This window comes from Streptomyces sp. NPDC041784 (genome assembly GCF_055591025.1).
Window position 1 is genome coordinate 85,361 of sequence record NZ_JBVJAB010000014.1, and the last position, 22,178, is coordinate 107,538.

Annotated in this window: 15 protein-coding genes; 3 read left to right on the top strand and 12 right to left on the bottom strand. The window is 71.6% G+C overall.

The window, feature by feature from the left end:
- Positions 1–32: 32 nt before the first annotated feature.
- The 4 genes from ACZ6D7_RS28135 to ACZ6D7_RS28150 form a co-directional block, all read right to left on the bottom strand.
- On the bottom strand, positions 33–716 hold the full coding sequence (locus tag ACZ6D7_RS28135) for a response regulator transcription factor (protein ID WP_469496416.1): 684 nt from the start codon (positions 714–716) through the stop codon (positions 33–35).
- Positions 713–1,864, bottom strand: a complete 1,152-nt coding sequence (locus ACZ6D7_RS28140) for a sensor histidine kinase (RefSeq protein ID WP_469496419.1) — start codon at positions 1,862–1,864, stop codon at positions 713–715. The genes ACZ6D7_RS28135 and ACZ6D7_RS28140 overlap by 4 nt, the downstream gene beginning before the upstream one ends.
- Positions 1,861–2,388 (bottom strand): DUF1453 domain-containing protein, encoded by a 528-nt coding sequence (locus ACZ6D7_RS28145; protein ID WP_469496421.1) that lies wholly within the window; start codon positions 2,386–2,388, stop codon positions 1,861–1,863. The genes ACZ6D7_RS28140 and ACZ6D7_RS28145 overlap by 4 nt, the downstream gene beginning before the upstream one ends.
- A 330-nt stretch (positions 2,389–2,718) precedes the next feature.
- A complete protein-coding gene (locus ACZ6D7_RS28150; protein ID WP_469496423.1) occupies positions 2,719–4,839 on the bottom strand; it encodes a DNA gyrase/topoisomerase IV subunit B in 2,121 nt (706 codons plus the stop codon).
- Between the two features lie 442 nt (positions 4,840–5,281).
- On the opposite strand from ACZ6D7_RS28150, the gene ACZ6D7_RS28155 reads away from it, so the two are divergent.
- Complete coding sequence (locus ACZ6D7_RS28155) at positions 5,282–5,512, top strand: DUF7455 domain-containing protein (RefSeq protein ID WP_030790025.1); 231 nt, start codon at positions 5,282–5,284, stop codon at positions 5,510–5,512.
- 140 nt (positions 5,513–5,652) lie between these two features.
- On the opposite strand, the gene ACZ6D7_RS28160 is transcribed toward ACZ6D7_RS28155, so the two are convergent.
- The 7 genes from ACZ6D7_RS28160 to ACZ6D7_RS28190 form a co-directional block, all read right to left on the bottom strand.
- Entirely contained in the window at positions 5,653–6,615 is a 963-nt protein-coding gene (locus ACZ6D7_RS28160) for a serine protease (protein ID WP_469496424.1), read from the bottom strand.
- A 134-nt stretch (positions 6,616–6,749) separates the two neighbouring features.
- A complete protein-coding gene (locus tag ACZ6D7_RS28165; RefSeq protein WP_469496427.1) occupies positions 6,750–8,294 on the bottom strand; it encodes an RNA polymerase sigma factor in 1,545 nt (514 codons plus the stop codon).
- A 449-nt stretch (positions 8,295–8,743) separates the two neighbouring features.
- Complete coding sequence (locus ACZ6D7_RS28170) at positions 8,744–9,631, bottom strand: FadR/GntR family transcriptional regulator (RefSeq protein WP_469496429.1); 888 nt, start codon at positions 9,629–9,631, stop codon at positions 8,744–8,746.
- Positions 9,632–9,793: 162 nt separating this feature from the next.
- On the bottom strand, positions 9,794–12,370 hold the full coding sequence (locus ACZ6D7_RS28175; RefSeq protein WP_469496432.1) for an ABC transporter ATP-binding protein: 2,577 nt from the start codon (positions 12,368–12,370) through the stop codon (positions 9,794–9,796).
- A gap of 176 nt (positions 12,371–12,546) precedes the next feature.
- Entirely contained in the window at positions 12,547–13,305 is a 759-nt protein-coding gene (locus ACZ6D7_RS28180; RefSeq protein ID WP_469496435.1) for an NUDIX hydrolase, read from the bottom strand.
- A 130-nt stretch (positions 13,306–13,435) separates the two neighbouring features.
- Positions 13,436–15,355: a glycogen debranching N-terminal domain-containing protein gene (locus ACZ6D7_RS28185; RefSeq protein ID WP_469496816.1), complete on the bottom strand. Its 1,920-nt coding sequence runs from the start codon at positions 15,353–15,355 to the stop codon at positions 13,436–13,438.
- 362 nt (positions 15,356–15,717) lie between these two features.
- Complete coding sequence (locus ACZ6D7_RS28190; protein WP_469496438.1) at positions 15,718–17,715, bottom strand: DUF4192 domain-containing protein; 1,998 nt, start codon at positions 17,713–17,715, stop codon at positions 15,718–15,720.
- A gap of 130 nt (positions 17,716–17,845) precedes the next feature.
- Between ACZ6D7_RS28190 and ACZ6D7_RS28195 the strand changes: the two genes are divergently transcribed.
- Both ACZ6D7_RS28195 and ACZ6D7_RS28200 read left to right on the top strand, forming a co-directional pair.
- The gene (locus ACZ6D7_RS28195) at positions 17,846–20,011 is read left to right on the top strand and encodes a RecQ family ATP-dependent DNA helicase (RefSeq protein ID WP_469496441.1); all 2,166 of its coding nucleotides are present in this window, start codon (positions 17,846–17,848) and stop codon (positions 20,009–20,011) included.
- A 284-nt stretch (positions 20,012–20,295) separates the two neighbouring features.
- Positions 20,296–20,916, top strand: coding sequence for a hypothetical protein (locus ACZ6D7_RS28200; protein WP_469496444.1), 621 nt, complete (start codon positions 20,296–20,298; stop codon positions 20,914–20,916).
- A gap of 614 nt (positions 20,917–21,530) precedes the next feature.
- Here the strand turns inward: ACZ6D7_RS28200 and ACZ6D7_RS28205 are convergent.
- Positions 21,531–22,169, bottom strand: a complete 639-nt coding sequence (locus ACZ6D7_RS28205) for a hypothetical protein (protein WP_469496447.1) — start codon at positions 22,167–22,169, stop codon at positions 21,531–21,533.
- Between the last annotated feature and the right edge of the window lie 9 nt (positions 22,170–22,178).

Genomic DNA, 22,178 nt, shown 5'->3' on the forward strand with positions numbered 1-22,178 from the left:
CACTTCACCCCATCAGGTGACCAACGGGCCATTCACCCCGCCGACGGCCGAACCAGCCCTTTCCTGTACGCGTAACGCACCGCCTGGGCACGGTCCTTGATCCCCGTCTTGGCGAACATGTTGTTGATGTGGGTCTTCACCGTCGCCGTGGACACATGCAGCCTGCGGCCGATCTCCTGGTTGCTGAGTCCTTCGGCGATCAGCAGCAGCACCTCCATCTCCCGTGTGGTCAGCCCGTCCGGTGGCTCGACGGGCTCCGCCGGCTCCGGCTCGGGCGCCGAGAGGCGCTCCAGGAGCCGCCGTTGGACACTCGGCGACAGCCCCGCGTCCCCGGACAGGACGCTGTGCACGGCTCGCACGATCTCCTCCCCGCCCGCGTCCTTGGTGAGGTACCCGCGCGCGCCCGCCTTCAGCGCCGGGAACAGGGACTCGTCGTCCGCGTACGTCGTGAGCACCACGACCTGCGTACCGGGGTGCTCCGCCCGGATGCGGCGTGTGGCCTCGACTCCGTCGCAGCGGGGCATGCGCAGGTCCATCAGCACCACGTCCGGGGCGAGTTCGGCGACCAGCTTCACCGCCTCGTCGCCGTCCCCCGCGGCGCCCACCACCTCGATCCCCGGCAGCAGGCCGAGCAGCATCACGATGCCTTCCCGGACGACGGTCTGGTCGTCCGCCACCACGACCCTGGCCGAACGGCTGCCCGCCTCCTCCGTCATACCGGCACCCTCAGCGTCACCACGAACCCTTCCTCGCCCGGTCCCGCGACGAGCGACCCGCCCAGCAGTTCGGCGCGCTCGCGCATACCCAGCAGACCGTACCCGCCCCCCGCCTCCGCGAGTTCACCCGGCGAACCCCCCGAGTCCCGCACGTCCAGGGTCACTTCATGGGCGGCGTACTGCAGCCGTACGCGCACCTTCGCGCCGGGAGCGTGCTTGCGGACGTTCGTCAGGGCCTCCTGCGCGACCCTGCGCACGGCCTGCGCGGCCTCGGCCGGCAGTGCTCTGCGTTCACCCTGGACAGCGACCTCGGCTCCGTCGGCCTGGCGAACGAGGCCGCTCAGGAATTCCTCCAGCGGCGTCAGGTCACCTCTCAGCGCGGAGAGCGCCTGCCGGGTCTCGTCCAGCCCGTCACGAGCCATCCCACGTGCCGCCACCACACGCTCGAGAATCTGCGTACGGTCCGCGCCCCGCTCGATCAGCAGCCGGGCGGCCTCCAGATGCACCAGCTGCGCCGAAAGGCTGTGCGCCAGTACGTCGTGGATCTCCCGGGCGATACGGGCCCGCTCCGCCAGGGCCGCCGACTCCGCCTCGGCAGCTCTGGCCGCCCGTTCCTGGGCGAGCAGCCGCTGGGCGCTACCCCGGGCCTCGGCATCCAGTCGCAGCGCGTACCCGGCGAGGGCCATGCCTCCGACGATGACGGCGGTGGTCGGCCACTCATCCCCGTTGACCACGGCGAACGCGGCGAAACCGAGGGAGGCCACCGGCAGAGCGGCCCCGAGAGGCAGTCGCTCCAGCGCCGCCATGGCGCATCCGCACCACAGGACGACGGCCGGAGTGCCGAAACCCACGGCCTGGGCCCCGACGGCCAGCCCCAGCAGCAGGAGGACCAGCCCGAGGGAGGGCCACAGCCGGTGCTGGAACGTCGTCCGGAACAACGCCCAGGCGAGCCCACCGGCCACGATCACCCCGAGGCCCCCGGCGACCGCGGCCCATCCATGGATCCGGCCGTCGTGGAACGCGCTCCACAGCAGCGCGCCGAGCACCAGCAGCCGCACGGCCCAGGCCAGCAGCCGCCTGGGCCGCGAGATCTCCTTGGGGCCCAGCGCCTCGCGAGAGGGCCAGCGTGTCCAGACGTTCTCCGTCACACGCGCTCCTTCCACGCGGACCGGGGCACGGGGTGGCCACCGTACGCGGCGCCGCGCGCGAGAACCCCGTGCAGAGCGCTCACACGCCACATCAGGATCCCGGAGCGGACCAGCAGAGTGGCCGCGAGTGCCAGGAGCAGGGCAGAGCCGTTCTGGTGGATGCCCACCATCGCGCCCAGGACGAAGAGGCCGACGCGCAGGCCGAGGCCGGCGATCCAGACGACCGCGCTCGCCTTGGTGCTCTTGCTCCACACCGCGCCGTCCGGCTCCGCCCATATGCGGGTGGTCCAGGCCCAGCCGGCTCCCATGGCCACGCCCACGAGCAGCTCGGCGCCGAGCACCGCGGCCGACGCCATGTGCCGGTGCGCGTCGAGAAGGCCGGGCTCGCGCAGAGCCACGACGGCGAGGATCCCGGGCAGGACCCACCACCGCCGGTCCGTGTCGACACGGCTCGCACGGAACTGCCGCACGATCACCACAACAGCCACGGCCGCGATCACCAGCGCGTCGGCAAGCCCGGACATCACAGCCTCCGTCAGCGGGAAGAGGGAGCCGACAGCGAGCGCTGCCGACGCCTTCGACGCTACGGAATCGCGCAGCTCAGCAGATCGGACCGAGGGTGGATCGCGGGTGGATCTCCGCCGGGCGGAGTCCTCCACCCACGGGTGGAGAGCCGAGCGCCGGGCCGCCGGCAGCAGGCCCACGGCCCCGCCCGATCCTCAGCCTCACCGGCCTGGCCAGGCCAGCCTGGCCTGCGCACATCCTCCGCACGCAGGCCAGCCCTCACCCCCACGCCGCCCCTCAGCCCGCCCGCGACTCACACCGCCCGCGACGCCCCGCGCCGAGCGCAGCGGCTACGCATCGATGCGCGACCGGTCCAGCGTCGCCGCCGAGCTGGAGATGAACTCCTTGCGAGGGGCCACGTCGTTGCCCATGAGCAGGTCGAACACCTGCTCGGCCGCTTCGAGGTCGGACAGGTTGATACGGCGCAGCGTGCGGTGGCGCGGGTCCATCGTCGTCTCGGCCAGCTGGTCGGCGTCCATCTCACCGAGACCCTTGTAGCGCTGGATGGAGTCCTTGAACCGGACGCCCTTGCTCTGGAACTCCATGAGCTTGTCGCGCAGCTCACGGTCCGAGTAGGTGTACACGTACTTGTCCTGACCCCGCTTCGGCTGGACCAGTTCGATGCGGTGCAGCGGCGGCACCGCGGCGAACACCCGGCCGGCCTCGACCATGGGCCGCATGTAGCGCTGGAACAGGGTCAGCAGGAGACACCGGATGTGGGAGCCGTCCACGTCGGCGTCGGTCATCATGATGATCTTGCCGTAGCGGGCGGCGTCGATGTCGAAGGTCCGCCCGGAGCCAGCCCCTATGACCTGGATGATCGCGCCGCACTCGGCGTTCTTCAGCATGTCGGTGACGGACGACTTCTGGACGTTGAGGATCTTGCCCCGGATCGGCAGCAGCGCCTGGAACTCGGAGTTCCGGGCGAGCTTCGCCGTACCGAGCGCGGAGTCGCCCTCGACGATGAACAGCTCGCTGCGGTCGACGTCGTCGCTGCGGCAGTCGGCGAGCTTGGCGGGCAGCGACGACGACTCCAGGGCCGTCTTGCGGCGCTGCGCGTCCTTGTGCTGGCGGGCGGCGATACGCGTGCGTGCTGCGGCGACCGCCTTCTCCATGACGACCCGCGCCTGGGCCGCGGCGTCCCGCTTCGTGGAGGTCAGGAACGCCTTGAGCTCCTTGGAGATCACGGTGTTCACGATGCGGCGGGCCGCCGAGGTACCGAGGACCTCCTTGGTCTGACCCTCGAACTGAGGTTCGGCCAGTCGGACGGTGACGACGGCGGTCAGGCCCTCCAGGGCGTCGTCCTTGACGATGTCGTCCTCGGCGACACGGAGCAGCTTCTTGGCGCGCAACACCTCGTTCATGGTGCTGGTCACGGCCGTCTCGAAGCCCGCGACGTGAGTACCGCCCTTGGGGGTGGCGATGATGTTCACGAACGACTTCAGGGTCGTGTCGTACGCCGTGCCCCACCGCATCGCGACATCCACTTCGAGCTCGCGGGTGACCTGGGTGGGGGTCATCTGGCCGTGCTCGTCCAGGACCGGGACGGTCTCCCTGAAGGTGCCCTGCCCGGTGAAGCGGAGGACGTCGCAGACGGCCTTGTCGGTGGCCAGGTACTCGCAGAACTCACTGATGCCGCCGTCGAAGCGGAAGGACTCCTCGCCCTTGCTGCCGCCCTCGCCCAGGCCGTACTCGTCGCGGACGACGATGGTCAGGCCCGGCACCAGGAACGCGGTCTGGCGGGCACGCTGGTGGAGGTTCTCCAGGGAGAGCTTGGCGTCCTTGAGGAAGATCTGACGGTCGGCCCAGTAGCGCACGCGCGTGCCGGTCCGAGCCCTGGCGATCTTCTTGGTCTTGCGCAGGCCGCCCTGCTCGAACTTGGCATCGGGGCCGTCCGCGGCGAAGGCGCCGGGGACGCCTCGGCGGAAGCTGATCGCGTGCGTGTGGCCGCTGCGGTCCACCTCGACGTCGAGCCGGGCGGACAGGGCGTTCACGACGGAGGCACCGACGCCGTGCAGACCACCGGAGGCGGCATAGGACCCGCCTCCGAACTTGCCGCCGGCGTGCAGCTTGGTCATCACGACCTCGACGCCGGAGAGGCCGGTCTTGGGCTCGACGTCGACGGGGATGCCCCGGCCGTTGTCGCGCACCTCGACCGAGGCGTCGTCGTGCAGGATCACCTCGATGTGGTCACAGTAGCCACCGAGGGCCTCGTCGACCGAGTTGTCGATGATCTCCCACAGGCAGTGCATCAGACCACGGCTGTCGGTCGACCCGATGTACATGCCCGGGCGCTTCCGCACGGCCTCGAGCCCCTCGAGGACGAGCAGGTGCCGCGCGGTGTAGTTGGAACCGTCCCGGTCTGCTCCTGCCAGCAGAGCTGTGGACGGCACGGACGTTTCGGCGGTCACGCGGTTCGCTCCTCGCTGAATTTCAGGTGGGGCCCTTCTGGGTAAGGGCGCGGCGTCATTCGCCGCCAAGAGGGTACCGAGGCCTGGTAGAGCCGTTGTCACGCCACCCTCGTCTGAACTCAGACTAGTCCAGAGTCGTATGGGTGTTCGATCCCTCGATTGAGTGAAGTACATATCACGTTCCCTTCGAGGCATGAACCATTTAGGCTCCGGGCACGTCCTCATGAACAAACCGGCAACCCAGCCGGGAGGACCAGACCATGACCGACAGCGCGAAACCGTAAGCACCACAGACACGCAATACGGCACATTCGCCGCCAAACCGGCAGCAGACGGCCACCTCGAAGATTTTTTTCGAGGAATAGCCACGAGCGGGAACGTTTTGAGGCTGGTTGGATGTTGACCCTGGTACGACAGCTCGTCGAGCTAGAGAAGAGGCGACGTGACTACTGTTCTGACCCCCGCGAGCCCGCTGACGGCCGCTGACCGCTGCGACCGCTGCGGCGCCCAGGCGTACGTGCGCGTCGTCCTGCTCAGCGGCGGAGAACTGCTCTTCTGCGCCCACCACGGCCGCAAGTTCGAGCCGGAGCTCAAGAAGATCGCCGCTGAGATACAGGACGAGACGGAGCGGCTGACGACCGTTCCTGCATCCGCCTCCGAAGAAGAGCGCTGATCCTTCGCGTCCACGACGAGCGAGAACCGGCACAGGCCGGTGCGTGGGCGGCGGCCCCTGGTCACCAGGGGCCGCCGCCCGTTCTCATGCCCTGAAGCCCTGCCCCAGGGCAGAGGAGTACCGAGACGCCGTCAAAGCCGTCAAGGAGTCGCGACGGCGTCCGAGGCCGCCTCGGGTGCGCCCGAAGGCTCCACGAGGGTGCCCGAAGGCGTCGCGGCGGTGTCCGAAGGCTCCACCAGGGTCTCCGAAGGCGTCGCGAGGGTGCCCGGCGGTGTGGCACCCGGCCCGAGCACGCGTACGACGCCCGAGACACGCGTGTAGACACCCGGACTCCCCGCGCGGCCACAGCCGCTGCCCCACGACACAAGGCCGATGAGCTTGCCCTGAGCGACCAGCGGTCCACCGCTGTCCCCCTGGCAGGAGTCGCGGCCGCCCAGCCGCTCACCGGCGCACACCATGCTCGCCGCGAGGTACGTACCGTCGGGCGAGGCGGGATAGGCCCGCTCGCAGAGCTCGTCGGCCAGCACGTGCACCCGAGCGGCCCGGAGGCTCTGGGCGTAGGCACCGAACCCCGTGGTGTCCCCCCATCCGTAGACGACGGCATCCGTACCGGGCGCGTACGCCGGATCCCCTGCGGCGGCCATCGGGATGACCGCCGTCTCCGGCAGAGCCTCCGCAAGCGTGAGTACGGCGAAGTCGCCCGCGTTGCTGGAATCGTCGTAGTGCGGATTCACCCAGGTACCGCTCACGGGGATCTCCCGGCCCGTGGCCGTGTACAGGTCCGTACGGTCCGCGATGACCTTCAGGTCGGGTACCCGGTCCGGCGGCACCCCCAGAGCGTCCTCGCTCAGGCAGTGGGCCGCCGTGAGCACGGTGGTCGGGCCGACCGCCACACCGCCGCAGAACTGCCCCGACCGCGTACCTCCGAACCGGTCACGGCTGGACAGGGCGACGGTCCACGGGCTTTGCGCGACATCGACGGGAAAGCCGCCCACGACGACGCCGTCGGAGGCTGCCGGGGCGGCCGACAGCAACGGTATGGCGGCCGCCGCGGCCGCGAGAATCAACGGCCGGGTCAGCGCCCGGGCCAGGAGACGACGCATGCACGCTCCTCACACTGAAGTGATCGATGAACACCCAATGTGATTCAGCGGGCGGCACGCCGCACCCGCGCGCTCACGCCGAAGGCCCGGCTCCCTGACGGGAGACCGGGCCTTCGGCGTCGTACGGAAGCGACCTAGTCGAGGTAGTCGCGCAGCACCTGCGAACGCGACGGGTGGCGCAGCTTCGACATGGTCTTGGACTCGATCTGGCGGATCCGCTCACGCGTGACGCCGTACACCTTGCCGATCTCGTCGAGGGTCTTCGGCTGACCGTCGGTGAGACCGAACCGCATGGAGACGACGCCGGCCTCGCGCTCGGACAGCGTGTCGAGGACGGAGTGCAGTTGCTCCTGCAGGAGCGTGAAGCTGACCGCGTCGGCCGGGACGACGGCCTCGGAGTCCTCGATGAGGTCGCCGAACTCGCTGTCGCCGTCCTCACCCAGCGGGGTGTGCAGCGAGATGGGCTCGCGGCCGTACTTCTGGACCTCGATGACCTTCTCCGGGGTCATGTCGAGTTCCTTGGCCAGCTCCTCCGGGGTGGGCTCGCGGCCCAGGTCCTGGAGCATCTGGCGCTGTACGCGCGCGAGCTTGTTGATGACCTCGACCATGTGCACCGGGATACGGATGGTGCGGGCCTGGTCGGCCATGGCGCGGGTGATCGCCTGACGGATCCACCAGGTGGCGTACGTGGAGAACTTGTAGCCCTTGGTGTAGTCGAACTTCTCGACCGCGCGGATCAGACCGAGGTTGCCCTCCTGGATGAGGTCCAGGAAGAGCATGCCGCGGCCGGTGTAGCGCTTGGCCAGCGAGACCACCAGACGGAGGTTGGCCTCCAGGAGGTGGTTTTTGGCGCGGCGGCCGTCCTCGGCGATGATCTCCAGCTCGCGCTTGAGCTTGGGGGCGAGCTTGTCGGCGTTGGCCAGCTTGTCCTCGGCGAACAGACCGGCCTCGATGCGCTTGGCGAGCTCGACCTCCTGCTCGGCGTTGAGCAGCGGGACCTTGCCGATCTGCTTGAGGTAGTCCTTGACCGGGTCGGCCGTGGCGCCCGCCGCCGCGACCTGCTGGGCCGGCGCGTCGTCCTCGTCCTCGTCGGACAGGACGAAGCCCGCGCTCTCGGTGCCCTCCGGCTCGTCGCCGGCCTTGGGGGCGTCCTCGAGGACCTCGTCCTCGATCAGCTCGACGTCGTCCTTCTTGGCGGTGGTCTTCTTGGCCGCCGTCTTCTTCGCGGGGGCGGCGGTCTTCTTCGCGGCCGCCTTCTTGGCGGTCGTCGTCTTCTTGGCAGCCGCCTTCTTGGCGGGGGCGGCTTCCTCTGCGGCTTCGTCCGCACCGGGTGCGACCGAGGCAGCCGTGGTGGCGGTGGCCTTCCTCGTGGTCACCGTCTTCGCCGCCACCGTCTTGGTGGCGGTGCGCTTGGCCGGACTCTTCGCTGCGACGCTCTTTCGGGTGCGCTTGGGCTCCGCGGCACTGACCATCAGCGTCACACCCTCTTCCTCGAGGATCTGGTTGAGGCTGCGCAGTACGTTCTTCCACTGAGTGGCCGGAATCTGGTCAGCTTCGAAGGCCCGACGCACATCGTCGCCGGCGATCTGCCCCTCAGCCTTTCCCCGCTCAATGAGCGCCATGACAGAGACGGACTCGGCGATCTCCGGCGGGAGCGTACGGGATGTGCTGGCCGACACGAACAACCTCTCGGAACGTTGGAAAACGGCTTCCGGCCCCGTCCACGATGGACAGGAGCCGACCACCGGCCTGGGGATCGGCCGACGGCGCGGGCGGGGGCCGGGAAGATGCACAGCGCCGAAAACGGCGTCCGTATTCCCTCCTCGACTGTCACCTCTTAGGTCATCGCGTTGTTTCCATGAGCGTTACGCCCAATCTTCGTGGCCCGAGTCACACCGCGTAAGCGCTCAAAAACGGTCAAATATAGACAGAAGAGGTCACCTGTGGCACCCACGCGCGTTCTGCGCCTCTTCTGGCGGCCTTCTCGGCCTGTCGCACAGTCGGACCCCGCAGCCCCCGGGACGGGTTCCGCAGGGTCCGACAGAGGGCCGATCGAGGGCGGGGAGCCGGCCGGGGATGACGCAGGAGGGGGAGGGCACCCCCGGGCCGTACCACCCGCACTGTGGGGTCAGTGCTCGCGCGGCGCCGGTACGACGCGCTCCACCTCGGGGTGAACGGTGAGCAGCTGGCGCATGGCTGCCTCGGCCGCGCCGCCATCACCCGCGGCCAGGGCGTCGGCGATCCTGCCGTGGTGCGCCAGCGAGGCCTCGGTCGGCCGGTCGCAGCCCGTGACCGGGCCGCCGGAGACCTGCAGGGCCGCCGACACGATCCCGGACAGGTGCTCCAGCATGCGGTTTCCCGCGACCTGGATGAGCAGCGTATGGAACTCGGTGTCGGCCCGGGAGTACGTGAGCGCGTCACCCTGCCCCATGGCATGCCCCATGATCTCTACCATGTCGCCGAGCCGCTGCTGGATGTCGTCACGGCCGTGACCGGCGGCGAGACGGGCGGCGAGCGGCTCGATCGTCCAGCGCAGCTCGGTCAGCTCGCGCCGCTGGTCGTCGCGCTGGGGGCCGAAGGCCCGCCACTCGATGATGTCCGGGTCGAGGAGGTTCCAGTCGCTGACGGGACGCACGCGCGTGCCGACGTTCGGCCGGGCGCTGACCAGGCCCTTGGCCTCCAGCACACGCAGCGACTCGCGGACGACGGTGCGGGAGACCTCGAAACGCTGGCCGATCTCCTCGGGCACCAGCGGGCGGTCGGCGCCCAGGTCACCCGAAACGATCATCTGTCCCAGCTGCTGGACGAGTTGGCCGTGCAGCCCGCGTCCGCGGCTGCCCGCGGTACGCCGGCCCACACGGCCCAGCTCGGGGTCCGCGCCCTCCCAGACGGGAGCTCCGACGCGGTCGACGGCGGGCGCGTCGGCGTAGGGGTAGCGGTCGAGTTCGCCCGGGCCGGCCAGACCGGAGTCGGCGGAGCGGGCGGCGGTCATCATGGTGTGCGCAAGGGTACTCACGGATCCTTTGTCGGCGCCGCCTCCAACTCCCTTGAGGTCTTTGGTGAAAAGCACACGAAAGGGTGATCGCTCACACCGTCGCAATTGACGCCTTATCGGAAAGAAATGGGCTTTCTCCGGGGAGTTGTGCACATGCCGGGACCATATGGTTCCGGACTGTCGTCATCGGACCCTGCTCCGCAGGGTCATGAACAGATACGCGCAGAGCAGCGTGGTCAGCGACAACGCCAGCGCCCAGCCCACGGGTTGACCGACCAGCCGCACCGCGGCGGACAGATACCGCTCTCCTCCGAAGGGCCACTGCACCAGTAGCACCTCGCGCAGGCGCAGCGAGAATCCCGTCGCGGTCCGCACAGATGCGTTCCCCGCGGCCTCTTGTACGAGGGGCACGACGGCGACCGGTACGGCGAGCACCGCCGCGAGTCCGGCCGTGGTGGACCGGAAGACACCTGCGGCCAGGACGCCGGCCCAGGCACAGCCGACGACCAGTCCAAGCCAACTCGCGCTCAGCGGAAGCCAGTCCGCCGGAACCTTCGCGAACTCCCGACCGTAGAGGAGATAGAGCACTTCGGCGTTGCAGCCCACCGTGAGGAAGGCCAGCATCAGCGCGGTGAACGCGGCGACGAGGAGCTTGGCGGTGAGCATGCCCAGCCTCCGGGGCACGCTGCCGCGGTCCGCGGCCAGGGCGGGATGACGGAACTCGTCCCCGAAGGCCAGCGCACCGAGCAGCCCCGCACCGAGCGCCGCCGGCGGCAGCGGCAGCTCGACGGGCCACGCGGCCAGCAGGCGGGCCTGCGGGGTGTGGCCGAGGCGGGCGAGGAACACGGCGGTGAGGGCGGAGACGACCAGGACGGCGGCGCCGGTGAGGAAGCCGGTGCTGATACCGGCGGCGCGGCGCAGTTCGTAGCGGAGGGGGCGCATCGGGCTGGGGGCGGAGCGCACGGCGATGGGAGGCGGCAGGTCGGGCAGGGCGTCGAGGGGGTGGGGCGCCGGGAAACGGGGTGACTCGTTGGGCGGAGAGGCGACGACGGGTGGTGTGGATGCGGTCAGGGAGACGGGGACCGCGGATACCGGGGGTGCCTGGGAGGACCGAGCGGGGTCCGTCGGGGAGACGGCGGCGAGGACGGCGATGGGGGCGGAAACGGGGGTGGGAATGGGGGCAGCGACGGAAGCTGGGGCAGAGCGGTCGGTGACCGTGGGGGCGTCTTCGGGGGTGCCGACGGTTGTGCTGTCGGCGTTGGTGTCTGTTTCCGCGTCTGCGTCCGTGTCAGTGCCGGTGCCGGTGCCGGTGTCCGTGGGGCCGTCAGTCGTGTCGGGGTCTTCGCGTGACTGACGGTCTTCTGTGGGGGCGGCGGCTGATGCGGGGATCGGGGAGTTGACGGGCTCAGGATCAGCAGAGGGCTGTGGCTCGGTTTCAGAGTGCGGCTCGCTACCGGAAGCCGGCTCGGCGTCGGGGGCCTGCTCGTCGGTGACAGACTCGGGATCGGAACCGGACTCGGACGCGGAACCGGACTCGGACTCCGGCTCGGAACCGGCCTCGGCCTCGGCCGGCGGGTCGTCCGAGGCGGCGCTGGCGTCGGCAGTCGTCGCGGTGGCCACGTGTGGGCCCTCCGCCTCGGCGGCCGGCGCGCCACCGGAACGTACAGACTCGTCAGGCTCGGGCGACGCGGCGAAACATCCCGGCCCCTCGTCGGGCAGGTCCGGTGCGACGGCGGCGGAGGCTTCCTCGGCTCCGCCCTCTGCCGGGTGGCTGTCGGAGACTTCCGGACGGGCGACGCTCGTCGCGGAAGCCTCGGCTTGGACCTGCTCATCGCCCAGGAGCCCGGACTCCCCCTCTGCGGCCACCTCTGCCAACGTGCCGCCCACCCCCATGTCACCTGTCTCGTCGGCGAGTTGATGGACGAGGATGCCGTGGCGAAACGCCGTCTCTCCCACGTGCGCGCATGTACTGCCGTACACGGAGAGCCGGTTGCCGTCCTCCTGGACGACCTCGACGGAGCACTGTGCGGTCCGGGCCTCCTTGGTGAGCAGGGCCGCCAGGCGTGCGGCGTGCGGGCTGCGGACGGCCACTCGGGGGCGCAGCCGGGTGCGGGCGAAGTCGGTGGCTTCCTGGTCGGCGACGAGTCTGCCTTCCGCAAGCGTGACGACCCGATCGGCTGTGCGAGCGGCTTCCTTGGGGTCGGCCGTGGTCGTCAGGACCGTGCCTCCCTGGTCCGCGTGGGCGCGCAGCATGCCGTGCAGCCAACGGTTTTCGCGTGCCGAGAGACCGTCCGCCGGAGCGTCGAGCACCAGGGTGTGCGGGTCCGTGAGAAGGGCGCAGGCAAGGCCGAGCCGCCGGTCCATGCCGCGAGACAGGGTGCCGAGGCGTTCGTCGCGCAGGCTGACCAGACCGACGACCTCGAGGACTTCGTCGGCCCGCCGGACCGGAACGCCTGCGGCCGCGCACAGCATCCGCAGATGGCCCCGGACGGTGCGGGAGGGATGCCCTGGTACGTCGCCCAGGAGGACGCCGACTTCACGGGAGGGGTGGGCGATGCGGTGCAGGGGGCGGCCTCTGAAGTAGGCGAGACCGCGCCCCTGTTGGAGTTCGAGCATGAGTCTCAGCACCGTGGTCTTGCCCGCACCCGGCGCCCCGAGCAGCACGGTGACGCGGCCCGCGCGCGCCTCGAAGGAGACGTCGTCGACGGCGGGCGGAAGCGCCTTGCGGGGATTGCTGGTCAGTCCGAAGGCCTGGATCACCTGCAGCAAGATAGCGCGCTATGTCCGTTTTTCCCGTTCACCGCACGGCTGGCGACGCAGGCGCGGTCAACGCGTCCTGCCACAACGGACACGGCCACAGGCGCCACCGGGACGCGCGACGGACAGGCCACCGGGAGGGGCACAGGGCGCGGCTCGGTGTCCGCTACGGCTCCCCGTCACACCTCCGGCCGCAGCATCGGCGGGTTGAGCAAGGTCGCGCCGCCGGCACGGAAGAGCTGGGCGGGCCGGCCGCCCTGCCGCGTGGTGGTACCGCCGGTCGGGACCAGGAAGCCCGGGGTGCCCGTCACCTTGCGGTGGAAGTTGCGCGGGTCGAGCGCCACGCCCCACACCGCCTCGTAGACGCGGCGCAGCTCGCCGACCGTGAACTCGGTGGGGCAGAACGCCGTGGCCAGCGACGAGTACTCGATCTTGGAACGGGCACGCTCCACCCCGTCCGCGAGGATCTGGGCGTGGTCGAAGGCCAGGGGAGCGACGGGTTCGCCGTCACGGCCGTATCCGCCCTGCTGCAGCAGTTCCTCCACCGGCGCCCAGCGCGCGTTGCTGGCGTCGCCGCCGGCCCGTGGAGCGGGGAGGTCCGGGGCGAGCGCGAGGTGGGCGACGCTGACGACACGCATCCGGGGATCACGCTTGGGGTCGCCGTACGTGGCGAGCTGCTCCAGGTGGGCCCCGTTGTCCTGGGCCGGGACCGAGGGATCGTGGGCGCGCAGTCCGGTCTCCTCGGCCAGTTCGCGCGCCGCGGCCTGGGTGAGGTCCTCGTCGGCCCGTACAAAGCCTCCGGGCAGTGCCCACCGTCCCTGGAAGGGCGACTCACCCCTGCGCACCGCCAGCGCGCACAGGGCATGGCGGCGCACGGTCAGCACGACCAGGTCCACGGTGACAGCGAAGGGCGGAAAGGCTGACGGGTCGTAGGACATGCGGCGATCATAGTCGTCTTCCTGACGATAAACACTCCCCTCGCCGGACGCTTCGACGGCTGGTCCACTCAGGTTCGGCCGCGCCGCGACCGTCCTGTCCGGCTCCCTTCCCCGTGGGCGTCGTACGAGATCACACTCCCAATTGCAGTCCGTCGACCGCTTCCTCGACCATGGCGAGCCCCAGTCGACTGACCCGTACGGAGAAGGGGGCCCCCGCGACGTGCAGGCCGGTCAGGACGATCTCGCCCAGGGGTGCGCTGTGGAGCGGACGCAGGGTGAGCGTGCCGGCCGGGGCGTCGGGGCGGATGCCAGCCGATGTGGTCAGCAACAGCACCCCGGCGGCCGCCGCGGTGGCCGCCGGGCGGCAGGCCGCAGGGTGGGGCAGGGGAGCACTGCCCTCGGCGCGCTGCTCCCCCGCGTACATCTCCGGGAGGCGATGGCCGAAGGCCTCGGTCGCCGCCAGCGCGCCGCGCAGCAGCGCACCAGCCTCCTTCTCGTAGCCGGCGGCGGCCATGCCAGCCACGGCGATCGCCGTCTCGTGCACGCGTACGGCACCGCTGCGGTGACCGAAGGGGTTGTAGCCGGCTTCCTTCACGCCCAAGCCCCGCAGTCCCCAGCCGGAGTCCATGACAGGGCTGCCGAGCAGACGGGCCACTTGTTCGGTGCGCACCTTGTCGAGCAGTCCGGGGGCCAGTTCGCCGCCGCCCAACAGGCCGGTGTCGAGCAGGTGGACCGTGGTGGCACCGAGGTGGGGCACCGGTCGCCCGTCCGGGGTTCGAGCGGCCGCGGGCCGGCCGCCGCCCAGGTCGTCGATCCAGAAGTCCTGCCGGAAGGCGGCCCGCAGGGCCAGTGCCCACTCCCGCAGCTGGCCGCCGCCCGGTCTGCCGTGCGCGTCGAGGAGGTCGGCTCCGAGCAGTGCCGCACGGTGGGCGTGGGCCTGGGTCTCGCAGCGGACCGGTCCGCCCGGCTGGGGGTCGGGCAGATAGGGGCCATCGCCGACGGCGGCCAGCAGCCATGTCAGGCACCGCTCGGCAGTCGGCAGCAGTTCCTCCGTCTCCTGCTCGGGCAGGCCCCACCGGCGGGCCTCCGCGAGCAGGACCGGGAAGAGCAGGGTGGCCTCCGTCCCTGTGCAGCCCGGCGGCAGGTGCGCGCCCGCGTCCCGGCGCGGGCCGGGGATCATGCCGAACCGCGATCCGTGGCCCGTGACCTGGGTGCGGGCGAGGACACGCAGCGTTCCCGCGGCGAGCCGGGTGCCGAGCGGCAGCGTCATCCGGGCCGCGGCGAGCGCCTCGGCCGGGGCCAGGCCGCAGCGCCAGGGCGCCCCCGCCGCGAGATGCGTGTCCGTCGGGTGCGCAGGATCGCGCACTAGCAGGGCTTGGAGATCCTCGACGCTCGTGGCCAGGAGTGGCCCGACCCGTGGATCGTCGCCCGTCGCGCGCGCGGGAGCCAAGGGGCTCGTGGCGGCGCGGCCCACAGAACGGACCGGGCCCGCACCCTCCAGGCGGGCCTTCAGTTCCACCGAGACGCTGCCGCCGGGAGGTACCTCGAAGTCCCAGCGCAGCAGTCCCGCGGAGGCGAGCGCGTCGGCGGGTGGCGGCGACGCCGTGACGCACGAGGTCCCGGTGGCGCCGACCCAACGCAGGCCGGAGTCGTGCACGCTCGCGGGCAGTTCGGGGCCGACGGTGCCCGACGCGATCGCCCCGAGGTCGGCCAGGTCCGTGCCGAGAGCCACCTCGACCGGCAGGCGCAGCGGCCGTGTGGCGGCACTCTGCAGCGTGATCCGCTCCGTGCCGTCCGCGGAGCGGGTCCGCTCGACGACGACGTCCGGATCCGGGCCGCCGTGCGGGGTGACGCGCAGGGTGCCGATGAAGCGGGCCCGGCCGGCGGAGGTCATCCGGGCCTGGACCACCAACGGTTCCCGTCCGGCCACCCGCACCTGGCAGCGGGACAGGATGCGTCGGCCCGCGCGATAGATCCCCTCCAGACCGCGTCCGGTCAGCTGGCCCTGTTCCGTGGAGATGGCGAGGCCGGGCAGGGCGACGCAGATCATCGCCGTATGGACAGGCGGCAATCCGGCGGGGCGCTGCGTCGCCGTCGGCGCCGCCGGTGGGGCGGCACCTCTCGGCTGAGGGGACGGGCGGCGGGCCGTACCCGGGGGTGGCACCAGCGTGCCGGTGCCGGGGCGTTCGTCGGCGGTGGAGGGCGGAGTCGGCTGGTGCATGCGGTGGCCTCTTCGACTCTCTGTGCGCCTCGGGCAGGGTCGTTGCCGGAGGGGAGGGCCCTGACGGCAGGTGCGCTGTGGCGGTACGTCCGGCGCAGGTGTACCGCCACTCAGGTGAACGGGGCAGGACTCCCCCAGGTCACGCCCCTGACCGCGGGGGCCCACCGAATGGCGGTGGCTCGCGCGGTCGCTCACCCTTCGCCCTTGGCGCCGTCACCGTCGGACCGCGCCCCCTCGGGACGGTTGTCTCGGCGCCGCGCCGAGGGCTTCGCCTCGGTGCGCGGGCGTGAACCGCCCCGGCTCGGTGTGCGGGGACGAGTGGTGCCCGGCGTCGGCGCGGGCGGGCGGAGGACGTGCGCCGCAGGGGCGTCCGTCTCCCGGTCGTCGCCCTCCGAGCCCGCGCGGCGTGGGAGACCGCTCGTGGCACGGGCCGAACCCGCCCGGCGTCGCCGACGGCCGGCCACCGGCGCCGGCGTCTGTACCGGCATCGGCGCAGACGTCTGCTCAGGCGTTGGTGCCGACGTCTGCTCAGGCATCGGTGCAGACGTCGGCTCAAGCATCGGCGCGGGTTCTTCCGGAACGACGCCCTTCCCCCCGCCAGGTTCGTCGACACCGGTGCCGCCGTCCGGTGAACCGACGTCGCCCACCTCGCCCCACTCGTCGGCGCGCGCCCCGCGTCCGTTCCGCCCGGAGCGCAGGCAGCGTCGTACCGACTCAGGGTCGAGGCCTTCGTTGCAGGCCTGGTGGAGAAGGCGGGCGAAGAGGTACTCGGGATCCGCGCCCAAAGCCATGGCCAGCGCCTCCCTGGCCTCCAGTTCGTCACCGCTGGACCATGCGACCCAGCCCGCGAGCGTGAGCAGCGCCGCCGCGTGTTCGCCGTACGGGCCGACGCAGCGGCGCGCCAGGGCACGCCAGAGGCGCAAGGCGGGAGGGGCCTCGTCCCCCTCCATCCACTCGGCCGCGCGGTCACGCGTCACACGGTCCTGAAGGCCGAGGATCACAGCCGCGGCTTCGTCGGACCCGAGCAGTTCGTCGTCCCGGCGGTCCGCCATGAGGGCGCCGGACACCGCGGGCGCTTCCGCGAAACGCCGCATGAGGCGTCCGGCCAGTTCGAGCGTCTCCTCGGCCACCGCCGCGCGACTCACGTCGTCGAGGATCCTGGGGACCAGCGCCATGCCCGCGGCGTCCAGGGCGACTTCCTGCTCCAGTGCCTCACCGGTCTCCAGGGGCAACAGCCGGGCCCGTAGCTCGCGCAGGGTGCCCCGGACCTGGATCCCGGCGTAGGTGGCGGCTGCGGCCAGTACGGAGGTGCCGGGCAGGCCCATGGCCACACCTTCGACCGGACAACAGCCGTTCTTCGCGCAGCAGTACGACCAGAATCGGCCGTCGGAGATGCACAGCGCCTCGATCACGGGGGCATCGAGGTTCCCGCAGGCGAGACGCAGAAGCCGGGCCAGCGGCTCCAGCCGCTCCATGACCTGTCGGCCCATCTCGCCGTTCGCCGGCTCCTGGCAGAGGTAGGCGACCATCTGCGCGGCTCGGGTGCCTCGCCGCTCGCTGCCCTTCACCAAGCCCTGCGCGAGTTGCTCGGCGACGTCGGCCCAGTCGTCCGGGTTCGCGGGAATCCCGAGCCTGGCCCGCCCGCCGAACCGGCCCCTCCCGCCACGATCATCCAGAGCGACCAGGACGATGCTGTCCTCCGGGCGGTATCCGAGCAGGTACGGCAAGGCGTCGGCCAGCTCGGCGGGGGTGCGCAGGGTGACCTGGTGGACGGTGGGGCTGCCGTCGTACGTGGTGCTCGCGTCGTACGGAGTGTGGCTGATGTACGCCAGCGGCCCGTCGTGCGCCGGCACCGGCGGGGCGCCGTGCGCATGCTCACTGCCGTACGACCCGGGCCCCTCTCGACCGCCGCTCTCGTCTCGACCGCCGCTCCCGTCGCCGGGGCCGCGCTCGCCGCCGCCACGGCGCCCAGGCCCATGCCCATGCCCATGCCCATGCCCATGCCCATGCCCATGCCCAGGCCTGTCCAGACCGTCCCTGTCCAAGCCGTCGCGCCCACCCCAGTCATCACGTCCGACGCGTCCGGCACGGCCGTCACGTCCGACGCGTCCGGCACGCCCACGGCACCCGTCACCCCCGTCGATGTCGCCGTTTTCAGAGGATCCAGTCGTTTCGCTGTGATTCGTCATGCCCCGACGATCTCGCGAAATGCGAAGTTCCGCTTGAGCCTGTGGATAACTCTGATCAGGGACACACCAAACGGGCGGAACGGGCATCGGCCACGACCGGATTGTCAGCGCCGTCCTGTTGTATGGACCCATGGAGCACACGAGCAACGCGGATCTCCGGGCGGACGCCGACGCCGTCCTCGCCCGCCTCGTCGGCGACCCCACGGGAGCGGCACGGCTGCGCGAGGACCAGTGGCGGGCCATCGAGGCACTGGTCGCCGACCGGCGCCGGGCCCTAGTCGTCCAGCGCACCGGATGGGGCAAGTCCGCGGTCTACTTCGTGGCGACCTCACTGCTGCGGGCCCGGGGCTCCGGACCCACCGTGATCGTCTCGCCCCTCCTCGCCCTGATGCGCAACCAGGTCGAGGCGGCGGCCCGGGCCGGCATCCACGCCCGCACGATCAACTCCTCCAACACCGAGGAGTGGGAGACCGTGCAGGGCGAGATCGCGGCGGGCGCGGTCGACGTCCTGCTGGTGAGTCCCGAGCGGCTCAACAACCCGGACTTCCGCGACCAGGTGCTGCCCGCGCTGGCCGCCGCGACCGGGCTGCTCGTGGTCGACGAGGCCCACTGCATCTCCGACTGGGGCCATGACTTCCGCCCCGACTACCGCCGTCTGCGGACCATGCTCACCGACCTCCCGGCCGGCGTCCCGGTGCTCGCCACGACGGCGACCGCCAACGCGCGCGTGACGGCCGACGTGGCCGAACAGCTGGGCACGGGCGGCACATCCGACGCCCTGGTGCTGCGCGGCCCGCTGAACCGGGAGAGTCTCAGCCTGAGCGTGCTGCGGCTGCCGGACGCCGCGCACCGCATGGCCTGGCTCGCTGACCACCTCGACGAACTGCCCGGCTCCGGAATCATCTACACGCTCACCGTTGCCGCCGCCGAGGAGGTCACCGCCTTCCTCCGCCAACGCGGACACCTGGTCGCCTCGTACACGGGCCGGACGGAGAACGCCGATCGGCAGCAGGCCGAGGAGGACCTGCTGGCCAACAAGGTCAAGGCGCTGGTCGCCACCTCGGCGCTCGGCATGGGCTTCGACAAACCCGACCTGGGTTTCGTCGTCCACCTCGGCTCGCCCTCCTCCCCCATCGCCTACTACCAGCAGGTGGGCCGCGCCGGACGCGGTGTCGAGCATGCCGAGGTGCTCCTGCTGCCGGGCAAGGAGGACGAGGCGATCTGGGAGTACTTCGCCTCGCTCGCCTTCCCCTCGGAGGACCTCGTGCGCCGCACGCTGGACGTCCTCGCGCGCGCGGAGAGGGCGATGTCGCTGCCCGCCCTCGAACCCTTGGTGGAGCTGCGCCGCTCCCGCCTGGAGATCATGCTCAAGGTCCTCGACGTGGACGGGGCGGTCCAGCGGGTCAAGGGCGGCTGGATCGCCACGGGACAACCGTGGACGTACGAGACCGAGCGGTACGACTGGGTGGCGCGCCAGCGCAGGGCCGAGCAGCAGGCGATGCGGCAGTACGCGTCGACGACGGACTGCCGGATGGAGTTCCTGCAGCGCCAGCTCGACGACGACGGCGCCAGGCCCTGCGGACGCTGCGACAACTGCGCGGGAGCCCGCTACGGCGCCGACACGTCCACGGCCGCGCTGGACGCCGCGCGGGTCGATCTGGGCCGGGCGGGCGTCGAGGTGGAGCCCCGCCGGATGTGGCCGACCGGTCTCCCCGCGATCGGCATGGACGTCAAGGGGCGGATTCCGGCGGGTGAACAGGCGGCGACCGGACGGGCCTTGGGTCGTCTCTCGGACATCGGCTGGGGCAACCGGCTCCGCCCGATGCTCACCGCGCAGGCTCCCGACGGACCTGTTCCGGACGATGTGGCGCGGGCCGTGGTGGGCGTGTTGGCCGACTGGGCGAAGGGTCCGGGCGGTTGGGCCTCGGGTGAGTCCGACGCCCAGCCGCGCCCGGTCGGCGTGGTCACCCTCGCCTCACGCACCAGGCCACAGCTGATCCACTCACTGGGTGCGCGGATCGCGGAGGTCGGCCGGCTGCCGCTGCTGGGCGCGGTCGAGTACAGCGGTGAGTCCTCACCGGTCCCCCGGAGCAACAGCGCCCAGCGCCTCAAGGCGCTGGACGGCATGCTGGAGGTGCCGCCGGAGCTGGCCGCCGCGCTGGCCGAGGCCCCCGGCCCGGTGCTGCTCGTGGACGATTACACCGAGACGGGCTGGACCCTGGCGGTCGCCGCCCGGATGCTCCGACGCTCCGGCGCGCAGGGGGTGTTGCCTCTGGTCCTGGCCGTGCAGGGCTGATCACGACACGTCGCTCACGCAGCGTGGCGGCCTGCCTCCGCGCGAGCGGGATCGGCCCCGACCCATGCGTCGATCTGGGCATCACCGGGTAGGGATATATGACCCGGACGGCCATATAACGGTCGGTGGCCCCAATTGCTCGTTGCCGCATCCCAGTTCGACAGCAAGAATTGAGTTCCGCTCCCCGCACGGATCCCGCCCGTAGTCCGGTAGGGCTCTGCTGTGGCGTGCGCTCCCCCGAATCCGACCCGCCCGCAGTGTGGGCCGTAGCCGAAGGGAGGATCGTGACCCTCGGATTCGCTCCGTCCTCGGCAGCCTCGTTGTCGACGTCCACGTCCGCCGCCTCCGCCAACCGCCTGCTCGAACCCGCGGAGTGGGCCGCGGCCGGCATCCCGCTGCTGCGCAACCCGCGGGACGTGGTCAGCGGTCTGCACTCACGGCACCGGCCCCGGCCGGCCACCGCCGTCGTGGCCGTCCTCGATCCGGACGAACGGGTATGTGCCAGCGCCTCGTTCACCCGGCGTCAGGCACCGGCCGACGGCTGGATGTTCCGCAACGCGCTGCTCGCCCAGCTGCGCCGGATCATCCCGCACGACCTGCGGCGCCGTACCCCGGTGCGCACCGCCGTACTGATGTACTGCCGCGACGGCGACGCGCACTGGACGGAGGAGGACGGCGCGTGGATGTGGGGCCTTCGGGACGCGTGCACCCTGCACGGGCTGCGCTGCGGGGCGTACATCACGCTGACCCGGGACGGCTGGCAGGTCCTCGGTGAGGGCCGCGGGGGCCGCCGCCCCAGCTCGGACTCCGCTCCGGAGCCGTTCGGCCTGTCCGAGGCACCGCCTCCGTTGCCACGGACGGGTGGCGCGGCATCAGAGGTTCTCCGACGCGCCGCGGCCCGCTGAGACGGACGCCGGTCGATCCGGACTCCCGCTGGGGCGAACGCCGGTCGATGCAGGCTCCCGCTGAGACGAACGCCGGTCGATCCGCACTCCCGTTGACGCGGCCGTCCCTTGGCTCGGCCGCCCCTTGACGCATCCCCCGTCGAAGACGCGGCCATCCGTTGAAGGGGCCGGTCGACGCGGCCCCCTGCGTGCCCGGCGGCGCCTCGCGGCCGATCACGCCGCAAGACTGCGGAGCGGGGAACCCTCAGAGGCTGACGAACGTTCTGCAGACGGGACCACAAGACCACCGACGGCCACGTGGGGCACCGCCCCAGGAGACACCCGGCCCGGCTGTGAGACACAGCCGGGCGGGGGAAGTTGTGAGCACTGCGGCCGGGGTCGTACGCCGTACCACCCCGCAACGGATCTACCCAGTACCGAAGACGCCGAACTCGCGCGCGGGCGACCGCGGAACGCACCTGCCGGACGGCGCCAGAACGTCGGCGCCGGACCCCGGGCACGCCGAGGCGCGCGCCGAGCCCACTGCCTTCCGCTCACGCGAAGGCACACCGTGGAAGTGCCGCGGCAGCGACGCCTCCTGGGGCTCCGGCGTCCCCCGGCCTACCGGAGCGGGCTCAGACGTCCGCGGCCAGCGCCGCGTTGATCTGCTGCACGTCTCCGCAGACGACCAACAGGGCACCGGCCCGAGCGCGAGCCTGGGGCAGGGCGGTCGCGGCGGCCGTGTCGGGACCGCCGTTGACGGCGACCACGACGACCGGGCGCGCGGACGCTCGGCCCGCGACGGCGGCATCGGCGTAGAAGACGTCGTCTCCCGCGTCGTGCTGCGCCCAGTAAGACGCCTCGCCGAACGTCAGCTCGTGGGCGGCCCAGGGGTGCTGCTCACCCGTGGTGAGCACCAGCACCTCGCCCGGGGCACGCCCCGAGTCCAGCAGCAGGTCCACGGCCTCCTCGGCGGCGTCCAGGGCGCCGTCGGCCGATGCGGGGATCAGCTGGATCTGAGGAGCCGCCTGAGCGGGCGCGGAGGCGGCGGGAGCGGCCGGGGCCGAGGGCCCGGGCTTGGGCGCGACGTCACGCGGGGTGCGCTGCGCCGGCGGCATGGGCCGCAGGGGTCCGGGACGACCGGGACGCGACGGAGCCGCGGGACGGGGACCGGGTACGGGTCGAGGGGTCGGCGCTGTGCGGCCGCTGGCCGGAGTGGCGCGGGGACCCTGGGCACTCTCGTGAATCTGAGGCTCCTCGGGAATGAGAGGCATGAGCTGTTA